The 24,679-nt window shown below is 68.7% G+C and carries 21 protein-coding genes; 14 read left to right on the top strand and 7 right to left on the bottom strand.

Translation table 11 applies throughout. The features are described from left to right. Both gltE and F8M74_RS34295 read right to left on the bottom strand, forming a co-directional pair. Positions 1 to 1,349 (bottom strand): adventurous gliding motility TPR repeat lipoprotein GltE (gltE, locus tag F8M74_RS34290; protein ID WP_163884694.1); only part of this gene is annotated, 1,349 nt, incomplete at its 3' end. Next, on the bottom strand, positions 1,349 to 4,924 hold the full coding sequence (locus F8M74_RS34295) for a tetratricopeptide repeat protein (protein ID WP_171410366.1): 3,576 nt from the start codon (positions 4,922 to 4,924) through the stop codon (positions 1,349 to 1,351). The genes gltE and F8M74_RS34295, both read right to left, overlap by 1 nt. A 283-nt stretch (positions 4,925 to 5,207) precedes the next feature. Between F8M74_RS34295 and F8M74_RS34300 the strand changes: the two genes are divergently transcribed. The 3 genes from F8M74_RS34300 to cutA all read left to right on the top strand — a co-directional run bounded on the left by F8M74_RS34300 (position 5,208) and on the right by cutA (position 7,279). Further along, positions 5,208 to 5,864: a hypothetical protein gene (locus F8M74_RS34300; RefSeq protein ID WP_171410367.1), complete on the top strand. Its 657-nt coding sequence runs from the start codon at positions 5,208 to 5,210 to the stop codon at positions 5,862 to 5,864. 58 nt (positions 5,865 to 5,922) lie between these two features. Further along, on the top strand, positions 5,923 to 6,885 hold the full coding sequence (locus tag F8M74_RS34305) for an ATP-binding protein (protein ID WP_141257748.1): 963 nt from the start codon (positions 5,923 to 5,925) through the stop codon (positions 6,883 to 6,885). Positions 6,886 to 6,952: 67 nt separating this feature from the next. Continuing rightward, positions 6,953 to 7,279, top strand: coding sequence for a divalent-cation tolerance protein CutA (gene cutA / locus F8M74_RS34310; RefSeq protein ID WP_141257747.1), 327 nt, complete (start codon positions 6,953 to 6,955; stop codon positions 7,277 to 7,279). A gap of 356 nt (positions 7,280 to 7,635) precedes the next feature. On the opposite strand, the gene F8M74_RS34315 is transcribed toward cutA, so the two are convergent. Both F8M74_RS34315 and F8M74_RS34320 read right to left on the bottom strand, forming a co-directional pair. After that, on the bottom strand, positions 7,636 to 10,203 hold the full coding sequence (locus F8M74_RS34315; RefSeq protein ID WP_141257746.1) for a N,N-dimethylformamidase beta subunit family domain-containing protein: 2,568 nt from the start codon (positions 10,201 to 10,203) through the stop codon (positions 7,636 to 7,638). Between the two features lie 127 nt (positions 10,204 to 10,330). Further along, positions 10,331 to 11,524: an aspartate kinase gene (locus tag F8M74_RS34320; RefSeq protein WP_141257745.1), complete on the bottom strand. Its 1,194-nt coding sequence runs from the start codon at positions 11,522 to 11,524 to the stop codon at positions 10,331 to 10,333. 151 nt (positions 11,525 to 11,675) lie between these two features. Between F8M74_RS34320 and F8M74_RS34325 the strand changes: the two genes are divergently transcribed. From F8M74_RS34325 to F8M74_RS34340, 4 genes are read left to right on the top strand one after another with little or no spacing between them, the layout of a single operon-like run. Continuing rightward, a complete protein-coding gene (locus tag F8M74_RS34325; protein WP_141257754.1) occupies positions 11,676 to 12,398 on the top strand; it encodes an ABC transporter ATP-binding protein in 723 nt (240 codons plus the stop codon). 32 nt (positions 12,399 to 12,430) lie between these two features. Further along, positions 12,431 to 13,234: an ABC transporter permease gene (locus F8M74_RS34330; protein ID WP_141257744.1), complete on the top strand. Its 804-nt coding sequence runs from the start codon at positions 12,431 to 12,433 to the stop codon at positions 13,232 to 13,234. A gap of 1 nt (position 13,235) precedes the next feature. Continuing rightward, the gene (locus F8M74_RS34335; RefSeq protein ID WP_141257743.1) at positions 13,236 to 14,807 is read left to right on the top strand and encodes a GldG family protein; all 1,572 of its coding nucleotides are present in this window, start codon (positions 13,236 to 13,238) and stop codon (positions 14,805 to 14,807) included. After that, the gene (locus tag F8M74_RS34340) at positions 14,804 to 16,345 is read left to right on the top strand and encodes a DUF4340 domain-containing protein (RefSeq protein WP_141257742.1); all 1,542 of its coding nucleotides are present in this window, start codon (positions 14,804 to 14,806) and stop codon (positions 16,343 to 16,345) included. The genes F8M74_RS34335 and F8M74_RS34340 overlap by 4 nt, the downstream gene beginning before the upstream one ends. Before the next feature lie 197 nt (positions 16,346 to 16,542). Here the strand turns inward: F8M74_RS34340 and F8M74_RS34345 are convergent, their stop codons facing one another. Continuing rightward, the gene (locus F8M74_RS34345; protein WP_141257741.1) at positions 16,543 to 17,247 is read right to left on the bottom strand and encodes a metallophosphoesterase; all 705 of its coding nucleotides are present in this window, start codon (positions 17,245 to 17,247) and stop codon (positions 16,543 to 16,545) included. Then, on the bottom strand, positions 17,231 to 18,055 hold the full coding sequence (locus F8M74_RS34350; protein WP_171410369.1) for a nucleotidyltransferase: 825 nt from the start codon (positions 18,053 to 18,055) through the stop codon (positions 17,231 to 17,233). Before F8M74_RS34350 ends, F8M74_RS34345 begins: the two co-directional genes overlap by 17 nt. A 240-nt stretch (positions 18,056 to 18,295) precedes the next feature. On the opposite strand from F8M74_RS34350, the gene F8M74_RS34355 reads away from it, so the two are divergent. From F8M74_RS34355 to rpoZ, 7 genes are all read left to right on the top strand, one after another. Continuing rightward, positions 18,296 to 18,703 (top strand): sigma-70 family RNA polymerase sigma factor, encoded by a 408-nt coding sequence (locus tag F8M74_RS34355; protein ID WP_141257740.1) that lies wholly within the window; start codon positions 18,296 to 18,298, stop codon positions 18,701 to 18,703. Beyond that, positions 18,700 to 19,479: a DUF4384 domain-containing protein gene (locus F8M74_RS34360; protein WP_141257739.1), complete on the top strand. Its 780-nt coding sequence runs from the start codon at positions 18,700 to 18,702 to the stop codon at positions 19,477 to 19,479. Before F8M74_RS34355 ends, F8M74_RS34360 begins: the two co-directional genes overlap by 4 nt. Further along, positions 19,476 to 19,703 (top strand): hypothetical protein, encoded by a 228-nt coding sequence (locus F8M74_RS34365; protein ID WP_228560748.1) that lies wholly within the window; start codon positions 19,476 to 19,478, stop codon positions 19,701 to 19,703. Before F8M74_RS34360 ends, F8M74_RS34365 begins: the two co-directional genes overlap by 4 nt. A gap of 220 nt (positions 19,704 to 19,923) precedes the next feature. Next, positions 19,924 to 21,198: an AmpG family muropeptide MFS transporter gene (locus F8M74_RS34370; protein ID WP_141257738.1), complete on the top strand. Its 1,275-nt coding sequence runs from the start codon at positions 19,924 to 19,926 to the stop codon at positions 21,196 to 21,198. A gap of 163 nt (positions 21,199 to 21,361) precedes the next feature. After that, entirely contained in the window at positions 21,362 to 21,994 is a 633-nt protein-coding gene (locus tag F8M74_RS34375; RefSeq protein ID WP_228560749.1) for a DUF1036 domain-containing protein, read from the top strand. A 94-nt stretch (positions 21,995 to 22,088) separates the two neighbouring features. Next, positions 22,089 to 23,726 carry a phosphoglucomutase (alpha-D-glucose-1,6-bisphosphate-dependent) gene (pgm, locus tag F8M74_RS34380; protein WP_141257737.1) on the top strand — a complete coding sequence of 546 codons (1,638 nt, stop codon included), beginning with the start codon at positions 22,089 to 22,091 and terminating at the stop codon, positions 23,724 to 23,726. A gap of 214 nt (positions 23,727 to 23,940) precedes the next feature. Next, on the top strand, positions 23,941 to 24,177 hold the full coding sequence (gene rpoZ, locus F8M74_RS34385) for a DNA-directed RNA polymerase subunit omega (RefSeq protein ID WP_011554872.1): 237 nt from the start codon (positions 23,941 to 23,943) through the stop codon (positions 24,175 to 24,177). Between the two features lie 15 nt (positions 24,178 to 24,192). On the opposite strand, the gene F8M74_RS34390 is transcribed toward rpoZ, so the two are convergent. Then, on the bottom strand, positions 24,193 to 24,672 hold the full coding sequence (locus tag F8M74_RS34390; RefSeq protein WP_090493118.1) for an NUDIX hydrolase: 480 nt from the start codon (positions 24,670 to 24,672) through the stop codon (positions 24,193 to 24,195). Between the last annotated feature and the right edge of the window lie 7 nt (positions 24,673 to 24,679).

Raw genomic sequence — 24,679 nt, forward strand, 5'->3', positions numbered from 1 at the left:
GTGTTGCCGCTGGCGGGGGTGACCTGGGGCGCGGGGCCCGTGCCGGAGGCCGGCGTCGCGGCGGTGGCGGGCGGGTTCGCCGTCCCGGCCGCCTTCTCCGCGGCCTGCATCTGGGCCTGCTGCTGCTTCTGCAGCTCCTCCATCTGCTTCGCCTGCTCCTCGGCGAACTTGGCCTCGCGCTTGGCGTTGACGACGACCTCCACCTCGCGCAGCAGGGCGTACACGGGGGCCTCGGCGGGCAGCGCCACCTCACCGCCGGCCATGGCGATGTACTTGCGGTACAGCTCCGAGGCGCGCTCGGGCGCGTCCTTCACCTTGTGGAGGATGATGGCGCGGTTGAGGTTCACGGCCGCCAGCTCGGGGTCGAGCTTCTCCGCCTCGTCGTACTCCTGCATGGCCTTGTCGAACTGGCCCATGCCCTTGTAGGCGACGCCCAGGTCCAGGTGCGCGGCGGCGTTCTTCCCGTCCGCCTGGAGGATGCGGCGCAGGTGCTGCTCGGCGGCGGGGTAGTTCTCCGCGGCCAGGGCCAGCTGCGCCAGCTCCACGTGTGACGGCACGTAGTCCTCGCGGACCTCCAGCGCCTTCTTGAAGGACAGGCGCGCGTCATCCACGTCCCCTTCCTGCAGGAGGATGAGGCCCACGGCGTGGTGGAGCTCCGGGTCCGCCGCGTCCAGCTTCACGCCGCGCAGGGCCACCAGCTTCGCCATGGCGAGCTGCTTGCGATCCAGGTAGCTGCGGATCATCACCTTCAGCGCGGTGGTGGACTGCGGGTCGCGCATCAGCGCGGCGCGCGTCAGGTCCATGGCCTTGGTGTGGTCCCCCTGCTGCCGGTAGATCTCCGCCAGCCGCGCGCGTGACTGCGCGTCATCCGGGTAGCGCTGGAGCACCTCCTGGTACAGCGCCACCGCGCCGGCGACGTTGCCCGCGTTCTGCTCCATCACCGCCAGGTTCTCAGAGGCCTGACGCAGCGAGGGCTTCTTCGTGAGCGCCGTCTTGTAGTGGTTGCGCGCCTCGGTCAGCTTGCCCTGACGCTCGGCGAGCACGCCCAGGTTGTAGTCGGCCTCGGCGAGGTTCCCGTCCGCCTCCAGAGCGGACTGGAACTTCCGCTCCAGCGACGGGTAGTCGATGGCCTTGGCCTTCTTCTGCGTGTCGAACGCCTTCAGCGCGTCCTCGAAGCGGGCCTTGGCCGTGTTGGAGATGGGCTGCAGGGCCTCCGTCTTGCCGGCGTTCGGATCCCCCGTCTTGCCCGTAGCGGGGCCGGTGGCCTTGGAGGAAGTACAACCGGCGGCGGCCAGCGAGACAGCCGCCAACAGGGGGAACAGGCGCATGGTGCGGTTCGTCCGGTTCATTAGAGGAAGTCCTCCGGCTCCTCGTCATTCCCGCCCTGCTTCGCGGGAGTGGCGCCGTTGGTGGTGGCCGCCGGGCGGGCGTCCACCTGGGTCTCGGTCTGCGAGCGCAGCTGCGCGGTGAGGTCCGTCAGGTCCTCCTGCAGCGTCTCCGCCCGGGCCTGCTGCGCGTCCGCCGCCTTGGGCGCCGGCGGCGGCACGTCCTGGATGTTGGCCAGCAGGTCGCCGCCGATGAGCTGCACGCGGCCCTTCAGCGCCACCTTCTCATCGGGCATCTCGGGGTAGCGGTCCGGCTGGTACGTGGTGCGCAGCAGCTTCAGGCTCTCCGCGGCGCAATCGTTGTAGACGTCCAGCTCGCGGCTCTTGGCCACCGTGGCGGAGAACGCCTCGGTCGCCTTGTCCTTGAGCGGCTGCGCCTGGTTGGCGAACTCGTCGCGCAGCGCCTGCTCCGACTCCTCATCCAGGCCGCGCGGCATGGGCGCGTTGATGAGGCGGTCGGCGAAGTGGTCATACGCCAGGCCAATGCGGTGCAGCGCGCAGATGGCGGGCTCGGGCGCGCCCAGCGTCACCGTCTGCACGTACTTCTTCTCCACCACCTGGAGCGCGCGGCTCTTGTCCTGGATGCTCGCCTTGAAGCGGTCCGGCGACGGCGGAGCACCCCAGTACAGCTTCAGGCGCCGGTACTCGTTCCAGTCCAGGTCCACCGACAGGAACTGCGCCTGCGCGGCCGTGGCGAGCGCCGGCTTCTCCAGCGAGCCCTGCACGCGGCGGGGCAGCTGGTCGAAGTGCTCGAAGATGCGCTTCTGCATGCGGACCACGTCACGCGTCTTGCCCATCTTCTTGTACAGGTCGACGATGCGGCCCTCGGCGGCCAGGAACCGGCTGGGGGAGCGCATGTTGTCGCGCTCGTACTCCTCCAGCATCTTGATGGCCTTGAACGCGGCGCCACTCTTGGCCGTCAGGTCGATGATGGAGAGGCGGATTTCGTCGGCGTCCTTCGCGCGCGGCCACAGCGTCAGGTAGTGCTCGCGGTTGCGCAGCGCCGCCTTCACCTGGCCCAGGCCCTCGCGGTAGGTGGCGGCGTTGAAGAGCGCCACCTGCGCCTTGGACTCGTCCCACTTCTGCACCACCGCGGGCTTGTTGTCGTCCGCCGCGCCCCGCTTCTTCTTGCCGCCACCACGCGCCTTGGCGTTGCCCTTCTCACCCAGGCTGCGCTCGTAGCCGCGCACGTAGGCCTCGTACGTCGCCGCCGCGTCCTCGAAGTCGCCAATGGCCTCCAGCGCCTCCGCGTTCGCGTAGATGGAGTCCGGCACGTGCTTGGAGCGCGGGTACTCGGCGAACAGGCGCTTGCGCACCTCGATGGCCTTATCCAGGCGCTTCGCCTTGTAGTAGTCGACGGACGCGTTGTAGAGCGCCAGGTCGGCGATCTCCGTCTGCGGGAAGTCCTTCACGAAGGCGAGGTACGCCTCGGCGGCCTTCTCGAACTCCTTCTTCTCCTCCAGTTGGCTGACGAGCTTGAAGGACGACTGCTCGATGAGCTTCGCCAGGTCGTCGCGGAACTTGCCCACCGCCAGCTTGTCGTTGGCGTAGAAGCGCCGCGCCCACTCGTTCACCTTCGCGTAGTCCTGCAGCAGGTGGTACGAGTCGAGGATGAGGTTGGCGGAGATCTCCGCCGCGCGCTCGCCGTTCTCGAACTTGTACTCGGGGTAGCCGAGCGCGATCTCGCTGAAGCGCAGCACCGCCTCGTCGAAGTGGTTGTGGCGGTAGTAGATGTTGGCCGCCTTGAAGGCGATCTCCACCCGCTTCTCACCCTTGGGCACGTACTTGAGGTAGCGCTCGCACGCGTCGAGCAGCGCCTTCTTCAGCGTGGGGATGGTGGCCTTCTTGGTGATGTCCGAGCCCACCGCCTCGCTCTTGCCCTCGCCCCGCGCCTCGCCCGCCTTGACGACCTCGTCGTAGGCCAGCACGGCGTTGTAGGCGGCGTTCTGCAGCCACTTGCCCGGCTTGCCCGGCTTCGGCTTGCCCTTGTCGTCCTTGGCCTCCAGCACCTTGGCGTCCTGGAGCACGACGAGCGTGTAGTTGGCGGCGGCCTTGTCGAAGTTCTGCAGGCTGTCGTTGAGCAGTTCGGCCCAGAAGAAGCGCAGGTCGTACGCCTTGGGGTTCTCCGGGAAGAGCGTGAGGTAGTCGCTGTACACCGCGTCCGCGTAGCGGAACGTCTCCTCGTTGCGCGTCTTCTTGCCCTCGTTGTGCCAAGTGACGGCGAGGTTGGACAGCGTGCGCTCGGACAGCTCCTTCGCCTCCGCCAGCAGCTTCTTGTCCTTGTCCTCCTTGATGACGCCGGAGCCCTCGACCTCCTTCATGATCTTCACGAGCCGGCGCACCTGGACCACGGTGCGCTCCTTGTTGCCCATGCGGAGGATGCAGTCGACGATGCGGCCCTGGAAGCCAGGCGCCTCGGGGGACAGCGGCTTCTCCTTGATGAGGCCGTTGTAGGTGATGGCCGCCTCGCGGTCCTTGCCATCGCCGTAGTACAGGTTGGCCAGCTGCTTCAGCATCGTGAAGCGGTCTTCCGGGTTGGTGGCCACCTTGCCGAACTCCGCCCGGGCCTGCGCCACGTCACCCTGGTGCGCGAACGCCCGCACGTAGTCGGTGCGCGCCTCGCGCAGCAGCGAGTTTCGGCCGCCGCCCTTGCCGCCGTCCTTCTCCAGGGCGTTGGCGCCGGCGAGCTCACCGTAGAGCACCACCGTCTTGAACTTGTCCTTGGCCGACTCGAAGTCGCCCATGTTGTAGTGGCACCAGCCCTGCTTGTAGAGGGCGAAGGCGTACACCTGGCTCTCGGGGAACTCGGCGGCCTTCTTGTACGCCACCAGCGCCTTCTCCAGCTCCGGGCGCTTCCCCTTGGAGTTGTTGAAGTAGTACTCGCCGAAGGCGAAGTAGGCATCCGGGATGAACTTCGACTGCGGGTGCTTCTCCACCAGGCGCTTGAAGGCCACCAGCGCCTTGCGGTCCTGGCCATCCTCCATGAGGTGCTGGCCGAGGAAGAAGAGCACCTCGTCGGTGCGCTCGAAGTTCGGGTACTCCTGGACGATCTTCGTGTACTGCTCCACCGCGAGCTTGCCGTACTCCTTCTGCTTCGCGATGAACTCCGCCTTCTCCGCCTTGGCCCGCTGCTGGCCCGCGGCGTCGTTGCGGTTCATGGCCTGGATGAGGTCGTCATCCTTCCGGTTGGCCTCGAAGAAGAAGAACTTGGACTCCTCCCAGTAGAACTCACCCAGGCGGAACAGGAGGCTGGGGGCCTCCTTCGGATCCGGCGACAGGGAGATGATCTTCTTCAGCGACTGGATCTGCTCGCGCCGCTTGGAGGCCACCTGCAGCTCGACGCCCAGCCGGAACTGGTCGTACTGGAGTGCGGGGGCGACCTCTTCTTTCTTCTTTTCACGGGTGATGTCGCCAGCCAGGGACTTGTCCACCGCGGTGGCGGACTTCCGGCCGAGATCGGCATCGCGCGGGGCTTTCTTCTCCTGGGCGGCGGAGGCCGTGGCCAGGAGGACGAGGCAGACGAGAAGCGAACGGCGCATGGTCTTCCTAGGAGAGGGGCACCGGCGTCCCCAGTTGCTTGCGTGGTAGGCAAGTGTCCGGGAATCTTCGGGAATTTCCATTCGGGGACCCTCACTATGCGCGGTTTCCGCGCGGCGGGTCAACACTGACTGGCCGCCTGCTTTCCTCGGGGAGCGTCGGTTCAAAATCTTCCAGATTCGCTGTGAAAATCGGCGCCCTGGAGTTGCCATGTCGGACCTGCCAGGTATGGGGGAACGGACGGTCGGTTGTCCGGCCTCCCTGCACTGGAGTACGCGTCGGATCATGAGTCTCCTCCCCGAAAGCGCCAGCTTCGAAGAGCTGGTGCAGGACTACTTCCTCGCTGTGCGTGGTGCGGGGCTGATGCTCTCCGCGCTGGACACCGAGCTTTTGACGACCTGGGCCCGGGAAGGCGTTCCCTTCGAGGTGGTGGCGCGCGGCATCTCCCGCTCGGCGGAAAAGGCCCTCTGGGACGCGCGGCCCGGAGAGCCGGTGCTGCGCTCGCTGCGCGCGTGCCGTCGGCAGGTGGAGTCGGAGATCAAGAAGTACCGGGAGCTGGCGGCGGGCGCGGGTGAGGAACCCTCCTCCAGCCCCAAGCGCAAGCGGGCCCGTTCCTGGGAGGAGACCCGGCACGCGCGGCTGTGCGCGGCGCTCGAGGACCTGGCGGGGCGGAACGAAGCGCTGTCGCACCGTGTGCGCAACCTGCGCATCACCGTCCTGGCGCATGTCCCGGAAGAGCCGGCGGCCATGGACGCCCAGGAAGCGCTGGCGTTCCTGCTGGTGCTGCGCGCCCTGCCCTTCCTGGACCGGCGCGCCGTGTGGCGTGAGGCCCTGGCGGCGTCCGCTGAACAACAGGTGATGTCGCCGCGCGCCCGCAAGGTGTCCCGGCGCTTCCGGGTGCTGGCGACGGTGCGCCGGCGGCTGGGCGTGAAGGAGATGTAGGTGGGCGGAACGCCTGACTGCCCGTTCAGTGGACTGACGGCCGAGGAGAGGCTCTGGTATGGCGGTGCGTGAGATGGCTCCAAAGGCGAATGGCGAGGCGTGTGGCGTGTGCGGCGGGCGGACCTATGTCATCGAGCGCCGCGGGGACCAGGCCCAGGCGCGCATCTGCGCGTGCTCCGAGCACTGCTCGGTGTGCGGCGGGCGCGGGCACGTGCTGGTCGAGCGCGAGGGCGAGTTCAGCCAGAAGATGGGCCCCCGGCGCTACGAGGTGATGGAGGCGTGCACATGCACAAAGCTGCGAAAGCGCATTGCTCGCTTCGATGCGCTGGGTCTGCCTGCCTCAGCAGCGCATGCAAACTTCGAAAACTACCGCGCATCCAAGGAGGAACAGGACAGGGGCCGCAATGTGGCCATGCAGTTCGCCTTCCAGTATGTGCCGGGTGGTTCGTCCAAGGGCTTCATCCTCAGCGGGCCCGTAGGCACCGGGAAGACACACCTCCTGGCGGCGACGCTGGCGCACCTGGCTCTGGAGTTGGGCGTGCGTGGGCGCTACGTCGAAATCTCCCTCCTCTACGCGACCATCCGGCGTGGATTCCAGGAGGGCAAGAGCGGCGGCGAAATCATCGGGCCCCTGTCGGAGGTGGAGGTGCTGGCCATCGACGAGATGGGCAAGGGCCGCGGCAGCCCCTTCGAGATGGAGACGCTCGATGAGCTGATTGCCCGCCGCTACAACGCGGGCCGCACCACGCTCTTCGCGTCGAACTACTCCCTGGAGCCGGAGAAGCGCGCCATCCGAAGCGCGGCGCCGACAGGCTACCGCACCACCGAGGACTCACGCAGCGCGGTCCGCGACACGGAGCTGCTCCGCGAGCGCGTGGGTGAGCGCATCTACAGCCGGCTGTGCGAGCTGTGCACATTCGTGGAGTTTCCAAAGGACACCCCGGACCGGCGCCGCACCCGGCAGGAGATGGACGCGCCCATGCACCATGCGACGGGCGGCGGGCGCCCACTGGGACGGTAGTCGCGCGGGACGGCTGTCTGCGCCATCCCGCTCGACGGCCGGCGCAGGCTTCACGCATCCTGCGCCCATGACTGACGCCATCATCGTCCTCGTCACCGCGCCCACCGCGGACAAGGCCGCCGAGCTGGCCCGCGCGCTGGTGGAAGCGCAGCTCGCCGCGTGCGGCAACATCGTTCCCGGCTTGCGCTCCATCTACCGGTGGGTGGGGAAGGTCCAGGACGAGCCCGAGGTCCTGCTCATCCTCAAGACGCGCGCGGCCCTCTTCGAGCCGCTGCGCGCGCGCATCGTCGAGCTGCATCCCTACGACGTCCCGGAGGTGCTGCGCGTGGACATCGCGGAGGGGCACGCGCCGTACCTTTCCTGGATTCTGGGCAGCACCCGCGCGCCGGACTGAAGTCCCGCTCCCCTGCTCGAGATTCGGGCCCACTTCCCAGCGACCCTGGCTCGCGGCGGCCCTCGGCCCCCAACATGCCGACGCCCACGCCGCGGAACGACAACGACGACGGTTCTGGCCACGACGGCGATGACGAAGACGACACGTCCGTGGTGGAGCAGCCGCCCCCCGTCCGTGAGCCGCAGGTACCGGAGCCGCCCGCCTACGCTCGGGAGTGGTACGTCAGCCCGTCTGACACGCTGATGCCCGGCGAGCGCGCGGTGGACCGGGGCGCGGACCTGGGCTGCCCTACTGCGGCGCCGCGCCGGACATCGGCGCGGTGGAGTCGGACTGCCCCGAGGCCACCACTCCCGCGCTCATGGAGTAATGGCGCGCACCAGCGAATTGCCGGCGTCCGCCACGTAGAGGCGGCCGTCCGGCCCCACCGTCAGACCGGCCGGGAGGACGAGGTCCGCCTTGTCTCCCCGCCCGTCCGAGTGGCCGTAGCGCCCGCTGCCGGCCAGCGTCGTCACCTTCCGCGCGCTGCCGTCCGCGTTCAGGACGACGCGGCGCACGCGGTAGTTGCCCGGGTCCGACACCGCGAGCGAGCCATCCTTCAGCACCGCGATGCCCAGGTACGGCAGGAACTGGGACGACTCCGGCGCGCCGTCACGAAAGCCCGGCGTCGTGCCCGCCACCACCGACGTAAGGCCGTCGCGGATGCGCACCACCCGGGACATGCCGGACTCGACGACGAACAGCGTGTTCCCATCCGCGCTCACCGCCACGCCCGAGGGCCGGTAGAGCCAGTCACCCTGCAGCGTCGTCACCGGGTGGCCCTCCGCCACCAGGTCGATGCGGCGAATCACGCCGTTGTTCATGTCCGCCACCAGCAGCGCGGTGCCATCCGGCGTCACCGCCAGGCCCGTGGGCTGGTCGAAGGCCGCCTGTTTCGCGGGGCCGTCCATCAGGCCCGGCGTCCCGCCCGCGAACACCTCCACCTTCCCTTCCGGGTCGATGCGGCGGATGACGTAGTGGTCCGTGTCGGCCACGTACACGTTGCCCGCGGTGTCCGCGGCGATGCCCATGGGGCCATTGAGGCCGGAGGCCACCGTCTTCACCTCGCCCCCCGGCGTCACCCGCTTCACCGCGTTGCCCAGGCCGTCCGCGACAACGATTCCCCCATCCGGCAGCAGGGCCACCGCGGTGGGCGCCCCCAGCGAGTTGCCCGCCACGGGGACACCGGCGCGGACACGCTTTCCGGGCACGCCCGCCACCGTGCACACGTCGGCCGCGGAGGGCCCCTGGGGGCTCGACACGTTCTGCCGCTCGAAGCGCACCAGCGTGTCGGGTACCGGCCGGCCCAGCGCCTTGTAGAGCACGTTCGCGACGATGCGGGCCGCGCGCGGGTCCGCCATGTCCTCGGAGGCCAGCGTGCGCACGAAGTCGATGCCGCCCGAGGAGAAGATGTAGGCGCGGCCCTGCTTGCGCAGCACCATGTGGCCGAAGCCGAAGGCACCCTGGAGCGACAGCAATGGGGACTCGGCCAGCACCTCCAGCCCCTCCGGCGAGCTGCCGTTGCTCACCAACTGGTCCACTTCGTAGCCGTTGGCCATCCACAGCGTGTCACCGGCCTTCAGCCCCGAGCCCGCCAGTGCCCAGTGCCCCGGGTTGGTGATGACGGCGGGGAAGCCGAACTGGTGCCAGCGGGAGGAGAACTGCACGCCCAGGAGCGCGTTCTCCGGACGGCCCACGACGCGCTCGCGGAACTTCACCGTGCGCTGGGCTCCCGTGTACGGGTCGTTCGCGTGGCCCTTGTAGCAGGCGATGATGCGCCGCGGCCGGCCGTCCCTGGACGGCTCCATCTGCGCCTGCCAGTACGCATTGTTCGCGCCCAGGTTGAGCAGCGACCGGCCTTCCGCCACCGCCCGGTCCGCGTGCTCGCGGATGCGCGGGCTCCAGTACTCGTCGTGGCCCGACATGAAGAAGACCTTGGCGCCGGCCAGGAAGTCGTAGCTGGCGTCCAGGTCCTCGTCGGTGAAGTAGCCCACGTCCAGGCCCTGCGACTCCAGCCACTGAACGAGGCTCAGGTCGTCCGTCAGCAGGTGGCCACTGCCATGGCCCCGGTAGTTGGGTCGGTCATAGGACACGCGGAAGGCTCGGCTGACGCCGTGCTCGCGCATCACCCGGTCGCGGTCGTCATAGAGGCTGGTGCCCCCCCAGGTGTTGTAGGCGGCCCAGGTGGCGGTGGGGATGAGGACAGCAACCTCGGCGCGCGGATTCGCGTCGCGCACGAAGAAGGGCACGTAGCGCTGGTGGTTGTCCTCACGCACCAGCTTCACCACGTACACGCCGCGCACCCAGCCTTCACCGACGGGTATCTCCAGCGTGGGCGCCCAGCGACAGGCGACGAGGCCCGTGGACCGGTCCGCGGGACAGTCGCCCTGGCGCACGCCGGCCACCGGGCCTCCGCGTGCCAGCTCACGGGCGCCCGTGCCGCCGTAGTACCCCATCCGGTACACGTACCAGCGGAAGGTCCGGGCCTCGGACACCGACACGGCGACGCGCAGCGTCTCGCCCTGCGTCAGCGTGGCCTTCAGCGCATAGCCTTCGATTTCGCGGCTGTGGGCGTTGCGGGTGATGCGCCACGCCGTGGTCCCCGGGCGGCGGTTCTCCTCGCGCACGGCGTCCGCGCCTCGCGCGGGCAGCTCCACCGGGCCCGCGTCGGGAGGCTCGGGCTGCCCAGTGCCGGCGTCCGGCACACCCGCGTCAATGACGCCCGGATGCGGCTCACCGTCGCCGCCGTCATAGCCGTCGTTCAGGGGGGGCGTGTCGTGCTTGTCACCCGGTAACACCGGGCGCACGGCCGCCTCGTCACAGCCAATGCCACCGAACACGAGCGCAAGCCCACACACCCAACCCGCCCAACGGCCTGCCTGAGCCATTCCGTTCCTCCAAGCCACGGCCTTTGGAGCGGAGGGTAGGCACGAACACTCAGGAGGGAAGCGGGTGCCCTCTTGGAGCAATGATTCGGATGGCTCCCCCGGACAAAAGCCCAGGGTGGGAAAAGGCCTACCCCCCCAGGAGCTCTCGGTGCAGTCGGGCCGTCAGCGCCTTCAGGTGTGCTTTGTCCACCAGCAGCGTCAGTTGCAAAGGCGACGTATGGGCCGCGTGCACGTGAGCCCCCAGCTCCTCGGCGGCGGCCAGCGCGCGGCGCAGCGGCGCCCAGTCCGCGTTCAACCCCACGCCCACGCAGGTGACGGTGCCCAGGTCCTCGCGCCAGGACACGGCGTCACCGAAGCGCGTGGCCAGCTCCCGGCGCAGCGCGTCCGCGCCGTGGATGTCCGCCAGGGGCACGGTGATGACCGTCCTGCGTGCCCCGCCCACCGGGCCCTCGAAGTCCAGCGTCCGCCCGCGCACGGCGCGCGCATCCAGGAACTCCAGCAGCTCCGCCAGGCGGATGGGCTCCGAGGCGGAAAGCACGGCCGTCTCCGCGTCGGCGGTGACACCCTTGAGGCGGTGGTCCGTGGGGACGGCCAGCTCCTGGACCGCGGTGCCCGTTCCCTGGCCGTGCGCCGTGCGCGCGAGGATGGTGATGCCGCGCGCCTTGGCCCACTCCACCGCCTGCGCGTTGAGCACCTTGGCGCCCGCGCTCGCCAACTCCTGCATCTCGTCGTAGCTCAGCGACTCCAGCTTGCGCGCGTCCGGCACCACCCGGGGGTCCGCGCTGAACACGCCGTCCACGTCCGAGTAGATTTCACACGCCTCCGCGTCCAGCGCCGCCGCCAGCGCCACCGCCGTCGTGTCCGAGCCACCGCGCCCCAGCGTCGTCACTTCCTTCTTGAAGGAGACGCCCTGGTAACCCGCGACGATGACGACCTTGCCCCGCGCCAGCTCATCGTGGATGCGATACGGCCGCACCTCCACGATGCGGGCCTGCGCGTGCGCGTCCGTGGTGATGATGCCGCTCTGGCTGCCGGTGAAGCTGATGGCCGGCACGTCCATCTCCTGGAGCGCCATGGAGAGCAGCGCCATGGAGATGCGCTCGCCACACGTGAGCAGCATGTCCAGTTCGCGGCGCGGCGGGTCCACCGAAACGCCCTTGGCCAGCGCCAGCAGTTCATCCGTGGTGTCGCCCATGGCGCTCACCACCACCACCACCTGATAGCCCGCCTCGCGCTTGTCCTTCACCCGCTGGGCGACCTTGCGGAGCTTCTCCACGCCGGCGACCGACGAGCCGCCGTACTTCTGGACCACGATTGGCATGATTCGACTCACTACCCTTGTTCGGCGTGTCCGGAAAACCACACTGGTAGGCCTCCCTGCAGAAGTCTGGCCAGCCGCTGAACGACGCCCACACCCGGAGTCGGTGTCGCCTTGACACGCCAATGTCGGGTTTAATACCGCGCCCATGCCGATGATCGAGGTCCAGCACCTCACGAAGCGATACCGAGACCGGGTGGCCGTGGACGACCTCACCTTCCAGGTCGAGGCGGGTGAGATTCTCGGGTTCCTGGGCCCCAACGGGGCGGGCAAGTCCACCACCATGAAAATCCTCACCGGCTTCCTCCCGCCGTCGGAGGGGGTGGTCCGCGTCGGGGGCGATGACGTCGAAGCGAAGCCGCTCGAGGTGAAGCGCCGCATCGGCTACCTGCCGGAGATGCCGCCGCTCTACGTAGAGATGACGGTGCGAGGCTATCTGCGCTTCGTCGCCTCGCTGAAGGGGCTGTCGGGGAGCGCCCTCAAGGCCGAGTTGGACCGGGTGGCCGCCCTCATGGGCGTGACGCACGTCATGGACCGCGTCATCCAGAACCTGTCCAAGGGCTACAAGCAGCGTGTGGGAATCGCCCAGGCGCTGCTCGGCTCCCCACCGGTGCTCATCCTGGACGAACCCACCGAAGGCCTGGACCCCGCGCAGCGCGCCGAGCTGCGCGCCCTCATCAAGGGCCTGGCCGGCAAGCACACCGTCATCCTCTCCACGCACATCCTCCCGGAGGTCACGATGACGTGCCAGAAGGTGCTCATCATCCACCAGGGGAAGATGGCCGCGTACGACGACATCTCCCAGCTGGCCCGCATCCACGGGCAGGCGGAGAACGCGTCGCTGGAAGAAGTCTTCATCAAGCTGACCGCCGCCTGAGCGCGGCCCCCCTTTTCGAGGACCCCGCCTCCATGCGCACCGCCCTGGCGATTGCCCGCAAGGAACTGTCCATCTACTTCACCACGCCGTGGGCCTACGCCGTCTTCACGGCGATGGCGGCGCTGACGGCCTTCTACTTCATGGACCTGCTGCAGGCGTTCAACGACGTCCAGGGTGTGGCGCGCCGGGTGGGCTGGGCGCAGATGTCCCCGGACTTCAACATGTACCGCAACCTCACGGACGGGGTGGTGGTGGAGCTGTGGGGCAGCGTCCTGGTCATCACCCTGGTCGTCACGCCGTTCCTGTCCATGCGGCTGTTCGCGGAGGAGAAGCGCAACCGCACCTTCGAGCTGCTGATGACGGCCCCGGTGCGGCCCATTGAAATCGTGCTGGGCAAGTACCTGGGCGGCCTGGGCGTCATCTCCGCCACGCTGGCGCTCACGCTCGTCTTCCCGCTCCTGCTGTCCGCGCTGGGCCACAGCGAGTCCGGGCTGGCGCTGGAGTGGTCCACCGTCCTGCTGGGCTACGGCGCGCTGCTGCTATGGGGCGCCACCTGCATGGCCGTGGGCCTGTTCATCTCCGCGCTGACGGAGAGCCAGATGCTGGCGGCCTTCCTCACCTTCTGTGTCCTGCTGGCGTGGATGCTGCTGGGCCAGGTGGCCCGCCGCGCGGAGGAGCCGCTGCGCTCCGCGCTGTCCTACGTCGCCTGCGACCTCCAGTTGCAGGGGATGATCAAGGGCGTGCTGGACGCGCAGTCGCTGGTGTTCTTCGCCTCCGTCATCGGCTTCTCCCTCTTCCTCACCCACCGCACGGTGGATGCGCAGCGGTGGGCCTGACATGAAGGCGGGCCATGTCGGCAAGGTCCTGGGCGCGTTCGGACTGCTGCTGTTGCTGTCGAGTCCGTTCACCCTGTTCATCACCTCGGACAGCGCCGTCACCGCCGCCGTGAAGGCGGGCGCGGGACTGGTGCTGGTGGGCATCTACGGCGCGACGAACTACCGGCAGTTCGGCCAGTTCGCCACCCGCCGCTCCAGCAGCTTCTTCGCCACCACGGTGCTCACCACGCTGGGCGTGTTCGCCGTGCTGGTGGCGGTGAACTACCTGGCCTTCAAGCAGAACCGGCGCTGGGATTTGACGCAGGCGCGCATCCACACGCTGGCGCCGCAGACGGTGTCCACGCTGGCCGCCATTCCCGACCAGGTGCGAGCCATCGCGTTCATCACCCCGGCGCATGCCCAGTACGGCCAGTTGGAAGCGCTCTTCGCGCTCTACCATGCTGAAGCGCCGGGGAAGTTCGAGTACTCGTTCAAGGACCCGCGCCGAAGCCCGGACCTGGCCGCGAAGTACCAGGTGCGTGAGGGCCAGACGGCGGTGGTGCTGGTACGCGGCGAGGGCGAGCACGCCACGCACACGCTGCTCGCCACCGTGTCCGAGCAGGAGCTGACACACGCGGTCCTCAAGTTGAACGCGGTGGGCACCCAGAAGGTCTATTTCGTCACCGGCCACGGGGAGTGGCCACTGGACAAGGAGCAGGCGCCGCCCCATGACCCGGGCGCCAGCCTGTCCGAATTCCGGAGGCAGTTGCTCCAGGAGGGCTACACCGCGGAACCGCTGAACCTCGCGGGTGTCCAAGACGTGCCACGGGACGCCGCGCTGGTCATCATCGCGGGGGCCCGGGGGCCCTACACCGCGCCGGAGAAGGAGCTGCTCCAGCGCTATCTCGCCTCCGGAGGACGCATGCTCTACTTCGCTGACGCCGGCCTCCGGGATGGCCTGGAGGGACTGCTGGCGGAGCACGGCGTGCAGGTGGATGAGGGCATCGTCGCGGACGCGCAGTACAACAGCGGCAATCCCTTCGTGGTGCTGTCGCTCTTCTACAGCGACCACGAGATTGGCAAGCCGCTGCACCAGCGGGGACTCAACGTGGAGTTCCCCACCCCGCGCAGCCTGACCCTGCTGCGCATGGGGATGGCGCCGGGCGTCCAGGTGCAGCCGGTGGTCCTCACGTCCCAGTACGGATGGGTGGAGAGCACGCCTGAGGAGAACGCGGTGCCTTCGGATGGCGAGAAGACGGGCCAGTTGGTGCTGGTGGCCGCCGTGACGCGTGATACCCAGGCCTCGCCGGGCAAGCGCTTTGATGAAGCGCGCCTGGTGGTGATGGGGGACTCGGAGCTTCTCCTGGACCCGAACTGGGGCCATGAGCCCAACCGTAATCTGGTGATGAACGCGCTGGGCTGGGCGTCCAACCAGCTCACGAAAATCACCATCCGCCCGCCGGACCGCGAGGTGTCCACGCTGGAGCTGGACGCGGCGACGCTCAGCCGCATCCGATTCTTCGCCACGGACCTCATGCCGCTGACGCTGCTGGGCGTGGGCCTGGCCATCTGGCTGTCGAGGCGCAACAAGTGACGCCGGCCCGCGGAAGGTGGCGGTGGAGCATCCTCACCGTCGTCACGGCGGGCATGGGGCTCACCGCATGTACCGGTGAGAAGGCGTCCGAAGCGAACGAGGCCCGGCGGAAAGCCGACGCCCAGCAGCGCCTCTTCGTCACGGAGACGGAGGAGACGCGCGGACAGGACGACGGGGCGCCTGCCGCGAAGCCTGTCTTCACACACTTGACGGTGCGGGCCCGGGGCGTCACCACGGAGCTGGTTCGCGAGCAGGACGGCACATGGAAGATGACGGCGCCCGTGTCCGCTCGCGCGGAGGCGGCCGTGGTGGAGACCATCCTCGGCACGCTGGCGTCTTCGAGCTTCAGCGCCACCGTGAAGGAGGCGCCCACCGACGCCGACCTGGACGCGTACGGCCTGAAACCGCCGCTCTTCACCGTCACGGCCCGGGCCTTCGTGCCAGATGCTCAAGGCCAGGGGGCGCAGGACCCCACCCGCGAGCGCACGGTGACGCTGCACTGTGGCAAGGAGAACACCTACGACGGCTCCGTCTACGTACGCCGAGACGCGGAGCCGACGGTCCACGCCGCCGCGGGGACGGTGCGCTGGGCCCTGGACCGGGACACCTTCGCCCTGCGCGCCAAGGACCTCCTGACACCCCTGGACGAGCGTGCGCTGAAGGGCATCGAGGTGAAGGCGCCGCAGGGTGCGTATCAACTGACGCGGGACGCGGACGGCGCGGGCTGGCGGCTGGTCGCGCCGGTGGCCGCCAACGCGAACGCGACGCGTGTCGCGGACCTGCTGAAGGCCCTGGTGGAGCAGCGGGCACTGTCCTTCCCCGAAGACACGCCGGAGTCCCGGAAGCGGTTGGGCCTGGAGGCACCGGTGGTGGACGCCCGCTTCACCAGTGGCCCGGGCGAGCCGGTGCGAGTGCGGATGTCCCGCGTGACGGAAGACGGCGCCGTGCGCGCCTTTGCGTTGCGCGAGCAGGGGACGCAAGCCGTGCTGGGTGAGGTACCCGAGGACGCCCTCGGCGTGCTGGACGTGAGCGTCCGGGAGCTGAAGGACCGGCGCGTGCTGGAGTTCCGGCGCCAGGACGTCCGCCGCATCGTGTTCCACCCGGGCAGTGGCGCGCCCGCCATCACCGTGGTGAACACGTCGGAAGCCAACGAAGGCGCCGGTCACTGGGACATGGAGTCCCCGCAGCGGGGCAAGGCACAGCACTTCAAGCTCGCCTCGCTGTTGCGCGCGCTGGAAGGTCTGAAGGCCACGGGCTACGGCGAGACGAACCCCAAGAATTGGGCCCGGTATGGCGTGACGGAGGACTCCCCCGGCGCCGTGCTGCTGGGCGCGGAGGGACGCGAACTGGCGCGGATCTGGCTCGGCACTGAAGTCCCCGACGAACCCGGCACGCTCTACGCCCGCGGCTCCGGCCCCGACGTCCTCAAGGTGCCCGAGTCACGACTGACGTTGCCCACCAGGCCCGAGGACTTGCAGGAAGCAGCGAAGGCCCCCGACGCACCGAAGCCGCCCGCGAAGACGGAGCAGGCGCCCTGAGCGCCCCTCCTCGCCCCATCGACAGGCAGCGCCAAGCGTCAGCGTGAAGGTGCTGCGCTGAGCACCCCTCCCCTGCCCCTCCGTCAGCGTGTGCTCCAACTGGAGCATGTGCAGGGCGCGCTGCGTCCTCAGGCGCCCACCCGCCAGACAGGTCGCACAATATCGGCTACGCGACACTGTGCTGCCCCGCGGGGTGACTACACCTCCAGCAACACATACCGCTGGTCCGGGGTGTGCTTCGCCAACAGGGGCATGGCCACGTTGAAGACGGGGATGCCGCTCTTCGTCTTTCCGTTGCGAGCGCCGTGGTGCGCGTGCCCGTGGAACACCGCCTCCGCGCCGTAGTGGTCAATGGGCATGGACAGGCGGCTGGTGCCCAGAAAGGGGCGAATCTCGATGTTCTCCCCCTCCAGCGTGTCCGGCACCGGGGCGTAGTGCATGATGACGACCTTCTTCTCCACGTCGAGGTGGCTCAGCGCGGCCTCCAGCTTGAGCGACTCCGTGACGGCCTCCTGCACGAAGGCCTTCGTCTGGCCCTCGCCAAAAGCCTGGAGCGTCGCGTTGCCGAAGCCGCCGCCAAAGCCCTTCACGCCCGCCACGCCCAGCACCTTCTCGAAGATGAAGTGGTCCCCGTCCAACACGTGGACGCCGACCTTGGCCAGCTCGCCGCAAATCTCCTTCACCTGGTTGTGCTCATAGTCGTGGTTGCCGAGCACCGCGGCGCAGGGAACGCGGAGCGCGGACAGCTCCTCCGCCAGCACCTTGCCCTCTTCAATCATTCCGCGGTCGGTGAGGTCGCCGCACAACACGAGCAGGTCCGCCGTGGCGTTCACCTGCTTGACCAGTTGCCGGAAGCGACCGTGGTGGTCTTCCCGGCAGTGCAGGTCACCGACCGCCGCCAACCGAATTTTCGAGCCCGGATCGCGCGCCACTCTCGTCCCCTCGCTGTCGTTCGTTCTCGTCCCAGGACCTCCCGTCACTGAAGCCCCAGTGGTGGATGTCCACGTGATAGTTCACGCGGGAAATCAGGTTGCCGCGGCACAGCTTCTCTTCCCAGCACCCCTCGCGCAGCGTGTGCAGCGTGCGGCTCATCAGCTCCGCCATCACCCATTCGGGAATGGCGTCCCGCTCGGACGGATAGGCGAAGCGGAACATCATCAGGTGGCTGAGCAGGACCTCCCAGTACCGGTCGAAGCGGCGCATCATCCGCTCCCAGTCCATGTTCCGGCCCGCCTTCAGCAGCAGGTGGTTCACGTCCGCGCCGTCATAACGCTCGCGCTCGTTCACGAACGCCTTGGACCAGATCATCTCCTCGGCGGGGGCCACCAGACACTCGTGGCCGAAGATGGTGGCGCGCGGGGCGTATTCGAACCACTCATCGTCCACCACCGCCACGCCGTTGCCGGAGGAGAAGATGAAGTCGACGAAGTAGTCGCCCTTGAAGGCCTTGTAGAGCCAGACCTCGTCCGCGCGCTCGGTGCGCCAGCCGTCCTTCTCCAGGACTTGCAGTGCCCGGAGCGCGTCCGCCTTGCGGGGGAAGAGGTCCAGGTCCTTCGTGTCGCGGTAGATGCCGGTATATGTCGCATACGCGTAGGCACCACCCACGACGAAGGGCACCCCGGCGTCGATAAGCAACCCGACGGCCCTGGCCCGGGCGTTGATTTCGTCCGGGGCCCGCTCACGCTCTGCCAGCTGCGCGTCCGTACCCATCTTGCCGGGATGGTTGGGGTGTCTCTTTTCCATGGCCGAAAGGTAGGGACTGAGAATTTCGACCGTCCGCCGGTGCGGAATAGATGCCTGGGGAGCGGGCAGCCAACCTACAAGCATCGTGATTCCGAACGTTTCGTGCACCCTGCGGGCGCCTTTTCCGTTTTCCGGCCGGACTGTGTCCATGCAGGCAGACACGCTGCTGCACGGCCTGCCGGGGGCCGTTCGAAGGGAACGTGGACCATGCTGCGCAAGAGCTTGCTGTGTGCCGCCCTGCTGGTGACGGGCTGTGACAACGCGACGAGCGACGAAGACACCTTCCGGGAAGGGCTGCTCTCCAAGGAGATGGTGGAGATGCGCTCGCCCTCCAGGAACGACGGGCAGGGGCTGACGGCCTTCTACGGTGAAGGCCAACAGGCCGAGTACCATCCTGAAGGCCATGGCGGGCAGGAGGCCATGGAGACGCGGGACCTGGTGCGCCTGTTGCTGGTGCGCGTGGACGTGGAGACACAGGCGGCCGCCATCCACTCCCACGGCGATGGAATGACGCTGGAAGAAGTGGCCGCGCTGCTGGGCCACTCGGTGCCCACCATCCGCAAGCGGCTGGCGCACTTCTCGGCGCTGGGCGGAGAGGAGCTGAAGGTCCCATGAGCGCGCACGAATCGGAATGGACACTGCGCCGCCTGAGCGCCGGAGAGCTGGCCACCACCGAGGCCGCCCGCGTCCAGGCCCATGCGGCCTCGTGCGAGACCTGCGCCCAGGCCCTGCGCGGCATCCAGGAAGCCCAGACACGGTTCGAAGCGGAAGTCCCCTTCGAACGCTTCGAGGCCGGCGTGGAGCAGGCCCTGCGGCGGCAGCAGGACTCCGCCCGGCCACCGCCGCGCCGCTGGGTGGCGACGACGGTGGCCATCGCCGCGTCGCTGCTGATGGTGGTGCTGGTGCGCCTGCTGTTGGGCTCCAACGCGGAGTCGGGCGCCATCGTGGGACTCAACCATTTCAAGGGCGGCGCGACGGCGGAGCTGCTCATCGGAGGGGGGCTGGGGCCGCAGCGGGAGGCCACTCCGGGCAGGCCCGAGGCGCTCGACCCGGGTGAGCGGGTAATCGTGGGCTACAAGGCGGGGACGCACCGCTACGTGGCGGCGCTGTCAGTGGACGCCATTGGCGAGGTGACGCCGTTGTATCCGGAGGCGGGCGCCAGCGCCCCCGTGGCACCTGGAAGCGGACAGCACTGGCTGCCCGGAGGCTGGGAGTTCACCGGCTCCGGAGATGAGCGCGTCATCGTCGTGCTGAGTGACGAGCCCCTGCCCCAGGAGACGCTGGTGGAAGCCGCCCGACGCGCCTTTGCCCAGGCGGATGGCGACGTCGGCCGGATGGCCGAACTGGAAGTCCCCGGAGCGCAAACGCACTGGGTGCTGCAGAAGCCATGAGCCGTCCGCCCTGCCTCTCGCGCGCCCTGGCGCTGGTGCTCGCCCTGGCAGCGTCCGCAGCGGACGCGGACACGCTGCGCCGCTTCGCGCTGGTGGCCGGCGATGACCAGGGCGGCGCCGACACGCGTCCGCTGCGCTTCGCTCGGGACGACGCCCGGAAGATGCATGCGCTCCTGCTGCGGCTGGGCGACACGCGGCTGGGGTTCGACGACCTCAAGCGCTGACTCGCGGAGCCCTCCTCGGGCATCCGCATCGCCATCCTGGATTCATGCCGCGCTGGCGCGATGACACGCACCAAGGGCGCGCTCGTCCCCGGACGGCCGGGGCATGGCGGTGCTGGACGCGCTGGCCGGCTAGGAGGACAGCCGAGCGGACATTCCCGCGCATGAATGGTGACGTGCGGGGTGGATTCTCTATGCTGGCCACTGTTCTCCCGCGCCCTCCATGTCCAAGCCCTCCATCCTCGAAGTTCTCAAGAGCCCGCGCATCTGGCTGCTCGTAGCCGTTGGTTTCGCCTCGGGCCTGCCCCTGTGGTTGACGGGCGTCACGCTGTCGGCGTGGATGAAGGACGAAGGCGTCAACCTGAAGACGATTGGCGTCTTCGGACTCGTGAGCATGCCGTACACCTTCAAGGTGCTCTGGGCGCCGTTGATGGACCGCTACACCCTGCCCTTCCTGGGCCGGCGGCGCGGGTGGATGCTGGTGACGCAGGTGCTGCTCATGGGCGCCATTGCCGCCATGGGCCTGGTGAATCCCAAGGACGCGCCGGTGACCATGGCCGCCATGGCGGTGCTGGTGACGTTCCTCTCCGCCAGTCAGGACATCGTCGCGGATGCGTGGCGCACGGACATCCTCACCGTGGAGGAGCGCGGCCTCGGCAACTCCACGTACATCACGGGCTACCGACTGGGCATGCTCACCGCTGGCGCCCTGGCCCTGACGCTGTCGGACATCGCCGGCTGGTCCCAGACGTACTTCATCATGGGCCTGCTGATGGCCGTGGGTGTGGTGGCCACGCTCCTGGCCCCGGAGCCCCAGGGCTCGAAGCCGCCGCGCAACCTGACTGACGCGGTGGTGAAGCCCTTCGTGGAGTACTTCACGCGCAAGGGCGCCATCGCCGTCATCCTCTTCCTGGTGCTCTACAAGCTGGGAGACGCCATCGCCGCCGGAATGGTGACGCCCTTCTACAAAGAGCTGGGCTTCTCCAACACGGAGATTGGCGCGCTCAGCAAGGGCCTGGGCATGGTGTCCACCATCGCGGGTGGACTGCTGGCCGGCCTGCTGATGGTGAAGCTGGGCACGCGGCGCAGCCTCTTCGTCTTCGGCGCGGCGCAGGCCCTCACCAACCTGATGTTCATGGGGCTGGCGCTGGTGGGAAAGAACGACCTGATGCTGGCGGCCACCATCACCGTGGACAACCTCTGCGGCGGTCTGGCGGTGACGGCCTTCGCCGCCTACCTGATGTCGCTGTGCCACAAGAGCTTCAGCGCCACGCAGTACGCGCTCCTGTCCGCGCTGGGCACGGTGGCCAACCGGCTCATCTCCGCCTCCTCCGGCTACCTGGCTGAGTGGCTGGGCTGGCCTACTTTCTTTGCCGGTACCGTGCTGCTCGCCGTGCCCGCGCTGGTGCTGCTCGCGTTCCTCCCGGAGAACGCGGCCACGCCCTCCGACGAGCCTCCAGAGACGGCCCCTGCCTCGCCGAGCGTCTCCACCGCCTGAGCGGAATCCGTGGCGCGCGGTCCGCCACGCCAACGCCAGACAAAGACAGACAGGGCCCAGAAGCCCTGTCTGTTCACCAGCGCACAGGCTGGCGCCACGCACCCAAACCGGAAAGACCCGTCATCCTAGGATGCAGCGGCTCTTCCATTCCCAAGGGGGATTCGTGGCGAGACCATCTGAGCAGCTTCTGATGAACCGGCGGTGGTTCCTTCGAGCAGGCACACTGATGGGCCTGGGTGCCGGTGGCCTGTCCACCGCGCGCGCCCGTGGCCTGGAGCCCCATCCCACCGGAGCGTGGGGCGATGCCCCGTCGCGTGAAGTCGTCCTGGCCTCCCGCCAATGGGACGGGCTCGCCAGGCACCCTGGCGTGAACGCCTCCCCAGGGCTCATCCGGACGCCCTACGACGCCGAGCCCGCTGCCGCGGCAGACCCGGGCGCCGGGCTCGCGAGCTCGTTCCAGCTCCATTTCCGGAACTCCTACGGCCATCGAATCTGGATCTGCATCTCGTTCTACGACCCGGCCCGGTGCGGCGCCTGGGGCGTCTGGGGAACGCGGGGTTGGTGGTCCATCGACAATGGGCAGTCGGCCTACGTCCTCAACACGACACACCGGCAAGCCTACTTCTACGCCGAGGCCGCCAACGGCGCGTTCTGGGCCGGAGACGCCCACGCCATTCATGCGCCACAGACGACTTTCGACTCCTGTCTGTGGAACCAACGGATTGGTGACCGCTACCTGGGGATGCGCCCCGTGTACATCAGCGCGGACGTCTACACGCTGAACCTCACGCCCTGAGCGTCGGCGCCGCGTCACCGGAGGATGTAACGCGGTGCACGCTCGCCAGAATCGTTGAGCCTTCCGCCGTGGGGCATGGCTATGTTCCGCGGCCATGGCCCACCCGCTCGCTGGCAAGCCCCCTCCGGAAGACTTCCTCATCGACCCCGAGAAGCTGCGCGCCGCGTACTTCTCCGGCCGGCCCGACGTGGACGTGCCGGAGCAACGCGTGGCCTTCGGCACCTCCGGGCACCGCGGTTCCTCCGCGCGCAACAGCTTCAACGAAGGCCACATCCTCGCGGTGACGCAGGCCATCTGCGAGTACCGCCAGCAGCAGGGCATCGACGGGCCGCTCTTCCTGGGCATGGACACCCACGCCCTCTCCTCCCCCGCGCAGCAGACAGCGCTGGAGGTGCTGGCGGCGAACGGCGTGCAGGTGCGCTTCACCGATGGCGCCACGCCCACGCCCGTCATCTCCCACGCCATCCTCACGTACAACCGCGGCCGCACGGCGGGGCTCGCGGACGGCATCGTCATCACCCCGTCCCACAACCCGCCGGAAGACGGTGGCATCAAGTACAACCCACCCAACGGCGGCCCCGCGGACACGAACGTCACCTCCGTCATCGAGAAGCGCGCCAACGCGCTGCTGGGCGCGGGCAACGCGGGCGTGCAGCGCATCCCCCACGAGCGCGCGCGCACCGCGCCCACGGTGAAGCCGTACGACTTCATCACCCCGTACGTGGAGGACCTGGGCACCGTCATCGACATGGAGGCCCTGCGCGGCGCGAAGCTGCGCATCGGCGCGGACCCGCTCGGCGGCTCCAACGTCGCGTACTGGGAGCCCATCGCCACGCGCTACGGGCTGAACCTGCACGTGGTGAATCCCACGGTGGACCCGACGTTCCGGTTCATGCCGCTGGACCACGACGGGAAGATTCGCATGGACTGCTCGTCCCCCCATGCCATGGCGAACCTGGTGCGCCTGAAGGACGCGTATGACATCGCGTTCGGCAACGACGCGGATTCGGACCGGCACGGCATCGTCACCCGCAGCCTGGGGCTGATGAACCCGAACCACTACCTGGCGGTCGCCATCGACTACCTCTATCGCAACCGGCCCGGCTGGAAGCCCGGCACCTCGGTGGGCAAGACACTGGTGAGCAGCAGCCTCATCGACCGCGTGGCGAAGGACCTGGGCCGCCGCGTCGTCGAGGTGCCGGTGGGCTTCAAGTGGTTCGTGGATGGGCTGCTGGACGGCTCGCTCGGCTTCGGCGGCGAGGAGAGCGCCGGCGCGTCGTTCCTCCGCCGAGACGGCACGGTGTGGACCACGGACAAGGACGGCATCATCCTGGACCTGCTGTCGGTGGAGATCCTCGCGCGCACCGGGAAGGACCCCGGTGAGCACTACCAGTCCCTGGCGGCGAAGTTCGGCGCGCCGCACTACACGCGCATCGACCAGCCGGCCACCGCCGCGCAGAAGGCCGCGCTGAAGAAGCTGTCCCCGGAGGCGGTGAAGGCCACCACGCTGGCCGGTGAGCCCATCCTCCAGCGCCTCACCCGCGCGCCCGGCAACAACGCGGACATCGGCGGGCTCAAGGTGGTGGCGGAGAACGGCTGGTTCGCCGCGCGTCCCTCCGGCACTGAGGACGTCTACAAAATCTACGCGGAGAGCTTCCGCGACGAAGCCCACCTCCAAGACATCCTCCAGGAGGCGCGCGCCATCGTCGGCGAGGCGTTCGCGTCTATTTGAGCGGCGTGGCGGAGGTGCTGCTGGGCGTGGGCCTGGTCATCCCCCAGGCGAGCCGGCTGGCAGCCTGGGGCCTCGTCGCCCTGCTCATCGCCGTCTTTCCAGCCACGGGCCGCCCGCCCGGCTGCCCTCCGGTGCGTCCTTCCTTGACTCGCCGGGGGGTGCTCTTTAGGTTCAGAGGCTTCCAGTAGCCCCACCGAAATCCGAAGGACGTTCCATGGCTCGCGTTACCGTCGAAGACTGCCTCCCCCTCGTCGACAACCGGTTCGCGCTGGTGCTGCTCGGCGCCAAGCGCGCGCGGCAGCTGATGGCGGGTGCCCGCCCCATCCTCGAGCAGTCCAAGAACAAGCCCCCCGTGCTGTCCCTGCGCGAGGTGGCCACCGGCCGCGTGAAGTTCGACCGTGACGTGCGCGAGGCGCTGTCCGGCAAGTACACGGGCGACGAGCCCAAGTAGTCCCTGCGGTTCCCTTCAGCCCCCTTCCTTCCCGGCAATGCTCGCCGGGGAGGGGGCTTCGGGGAGCAGGCCCTGGGAGCGCAACCAGCGCACCGCCCGCGAGGCAACGGCCTTCTCTCCTTTGTAGCCCAGCAGTGGCACCAGCTGGACCACCGGCACCCAGCGCACCTCGTCCACCTCGATGCGCGGTCCCGGCAGCGGCCCCAGCTCTCCCTCCTGATAGCGGAACAGGAAGAAGTGGACGCGCTTGAAGATGCGCTGTCCGCGGAACTGGTACACGTAGCGAATCTCGCCCAGCGGGGCCATGAGCGACACGGACAGCCCCGTCTCCTCACGCACCTCGCGGCTCGCCGTCTGCTCCGGCGACTCACCTGGGTCCACGTGCCCCTTGGGGAGCGCCCACAAGGTGCGGCCATGGGGACGGATGACGGCCACCTCCCAGTGGCCGGCACTCTCCCGGATGACGACACCGCCTGCGGACGCCTCGCGTGGCATACCCGCC

The sequence above is a fragment of the Myxococcus sp. CA023 genome (assembly GCF_010998615.1).
Taxonomy (GTDB): Bacteria; Myxococcota; Myxococcia; order Myxococcales; family Myxococcaceae; genus Myxococcus.

Bases quoted from the DNA above. Each gene is read 5' to 3' on its own strand.
- F8M74_RS34360 (WP_141257739.1), top strand. From the start codon at position 18,700: ATGAGCGCGCACGAATCGGAATGGACACTGCGCCGCCTGAGCGCCGGA.
- F8M74_RS34370 (WP_141257738.1), top strand. From the start codon at position 19,924: ATGTCCAAGCCCTCCATCCTCGAAGTTCTCAAGAGCCCGCGCATCTGG.
- F8M74_RS34320 (WP_141257745.1), bottom strand. From the start codon at position 11,524: ATGCCAATCGTGGTCCAGAAGTACGGCGGCTCGTCGGTCGCCGGCGTG.
- F8M74_RS34330 (WP_141257744.1), top strand. From the start codon at position 12,431: ATGCGCACCGCCCTGGCGATTGCCCGCAAGGAACTGTCCATCTACTTC.
- F8M74_RS34300 (WP_171410367.1), top strand. From the start codon at position 5,208: ATGAGTCTCCTCCCCGAAAGCGCCAGCTTCGAAGAGCTGGTGCAGGAC.
- rpoZ (WP_011554872.1), top strand. From the start codon at position 23,941: ATGGCTCGCGTTACCGTCGAAGACTGCCTCCCCCTCGTCGACAACCGG.
- F8M74_RS34335 (WP_141257743.1), top strand. From the start codon at position 13,236: ATGAAGGCGGGCCATGTCGGCAAGGTCCTGGGCGCGTTCGGACTGCTG.
- pgm (WP_141257737.1), top strand. From the start codon at position 22,089: ATGGCCCACCCGCTCGCTGGCAAGCCCCCTCCGGAAGACTTCCTCATC.
- F8M74_RS34365 (WP_228560748.1), top strand. From the start codon at position 19,476: ATGAGCCGTCCGCCCTGCCTCTCGCGCGCCCTGGCGCTGGTGCTCGCC.
- cutA (WP_141257747.1), top strand. From the start codon at position 6,953: ATGACTGACGCCATCATCGTCCTCGTCACCGCGCCCACCGCGGACAAG.
- F8M74_RS34295 (WP_171410366.1), bottom strand. From the start codon at position 4,924: ATGCGCCGTTCGCTTCTCGTCTGCCTCGTCCTCCTGGCCACGGCCTCC.
- F8M74_RS34315 (WP_141257746.1), bottom strand. From the start codon at position 10,203: ATGGCTCAGGCAGGCCGTTGGGCGGGTTGGGTGTGTGGGCTTGCGCTC.
- F8M74_RS34305 (WP_141257748.1), top strand. From the start codon at position 5,923: ATGGCGGTGCGTGAGATGGCTCCAAAGGCGAATGGCGAGGCGTGTGGC.
- F8M74_RS34325 (WP_141257754.1), top strand. From the start codon at position 11,676: ATGATCGAGGTCCAGCACCTCACGAAGCGATACCGAGACCGGGTGGCC.
- F8M74_RS34390 (WP_090493118.1), bottom strand. From the start codon at position 24,672: ATGCCACGCGAGGCGTCCGCAGGCGGTGTCGTCATCCGGGAGAGTGCC.
- F8M74_RS34355 (WP_141257740.1), top strand. From the start codon at position 18,296: ATGCTGCGCAAGAGCTTGCTGTGTGCCGCCCTGCTGGTGACGGGCTGT.
- F8M74_RS34350 (WP_171410369.1), bottom strand. From the start codon at position 18,055: ATGGGTACGGACGCGCAGCTGGCAGAGCGTGAGCGGGCCCCGGACGAA.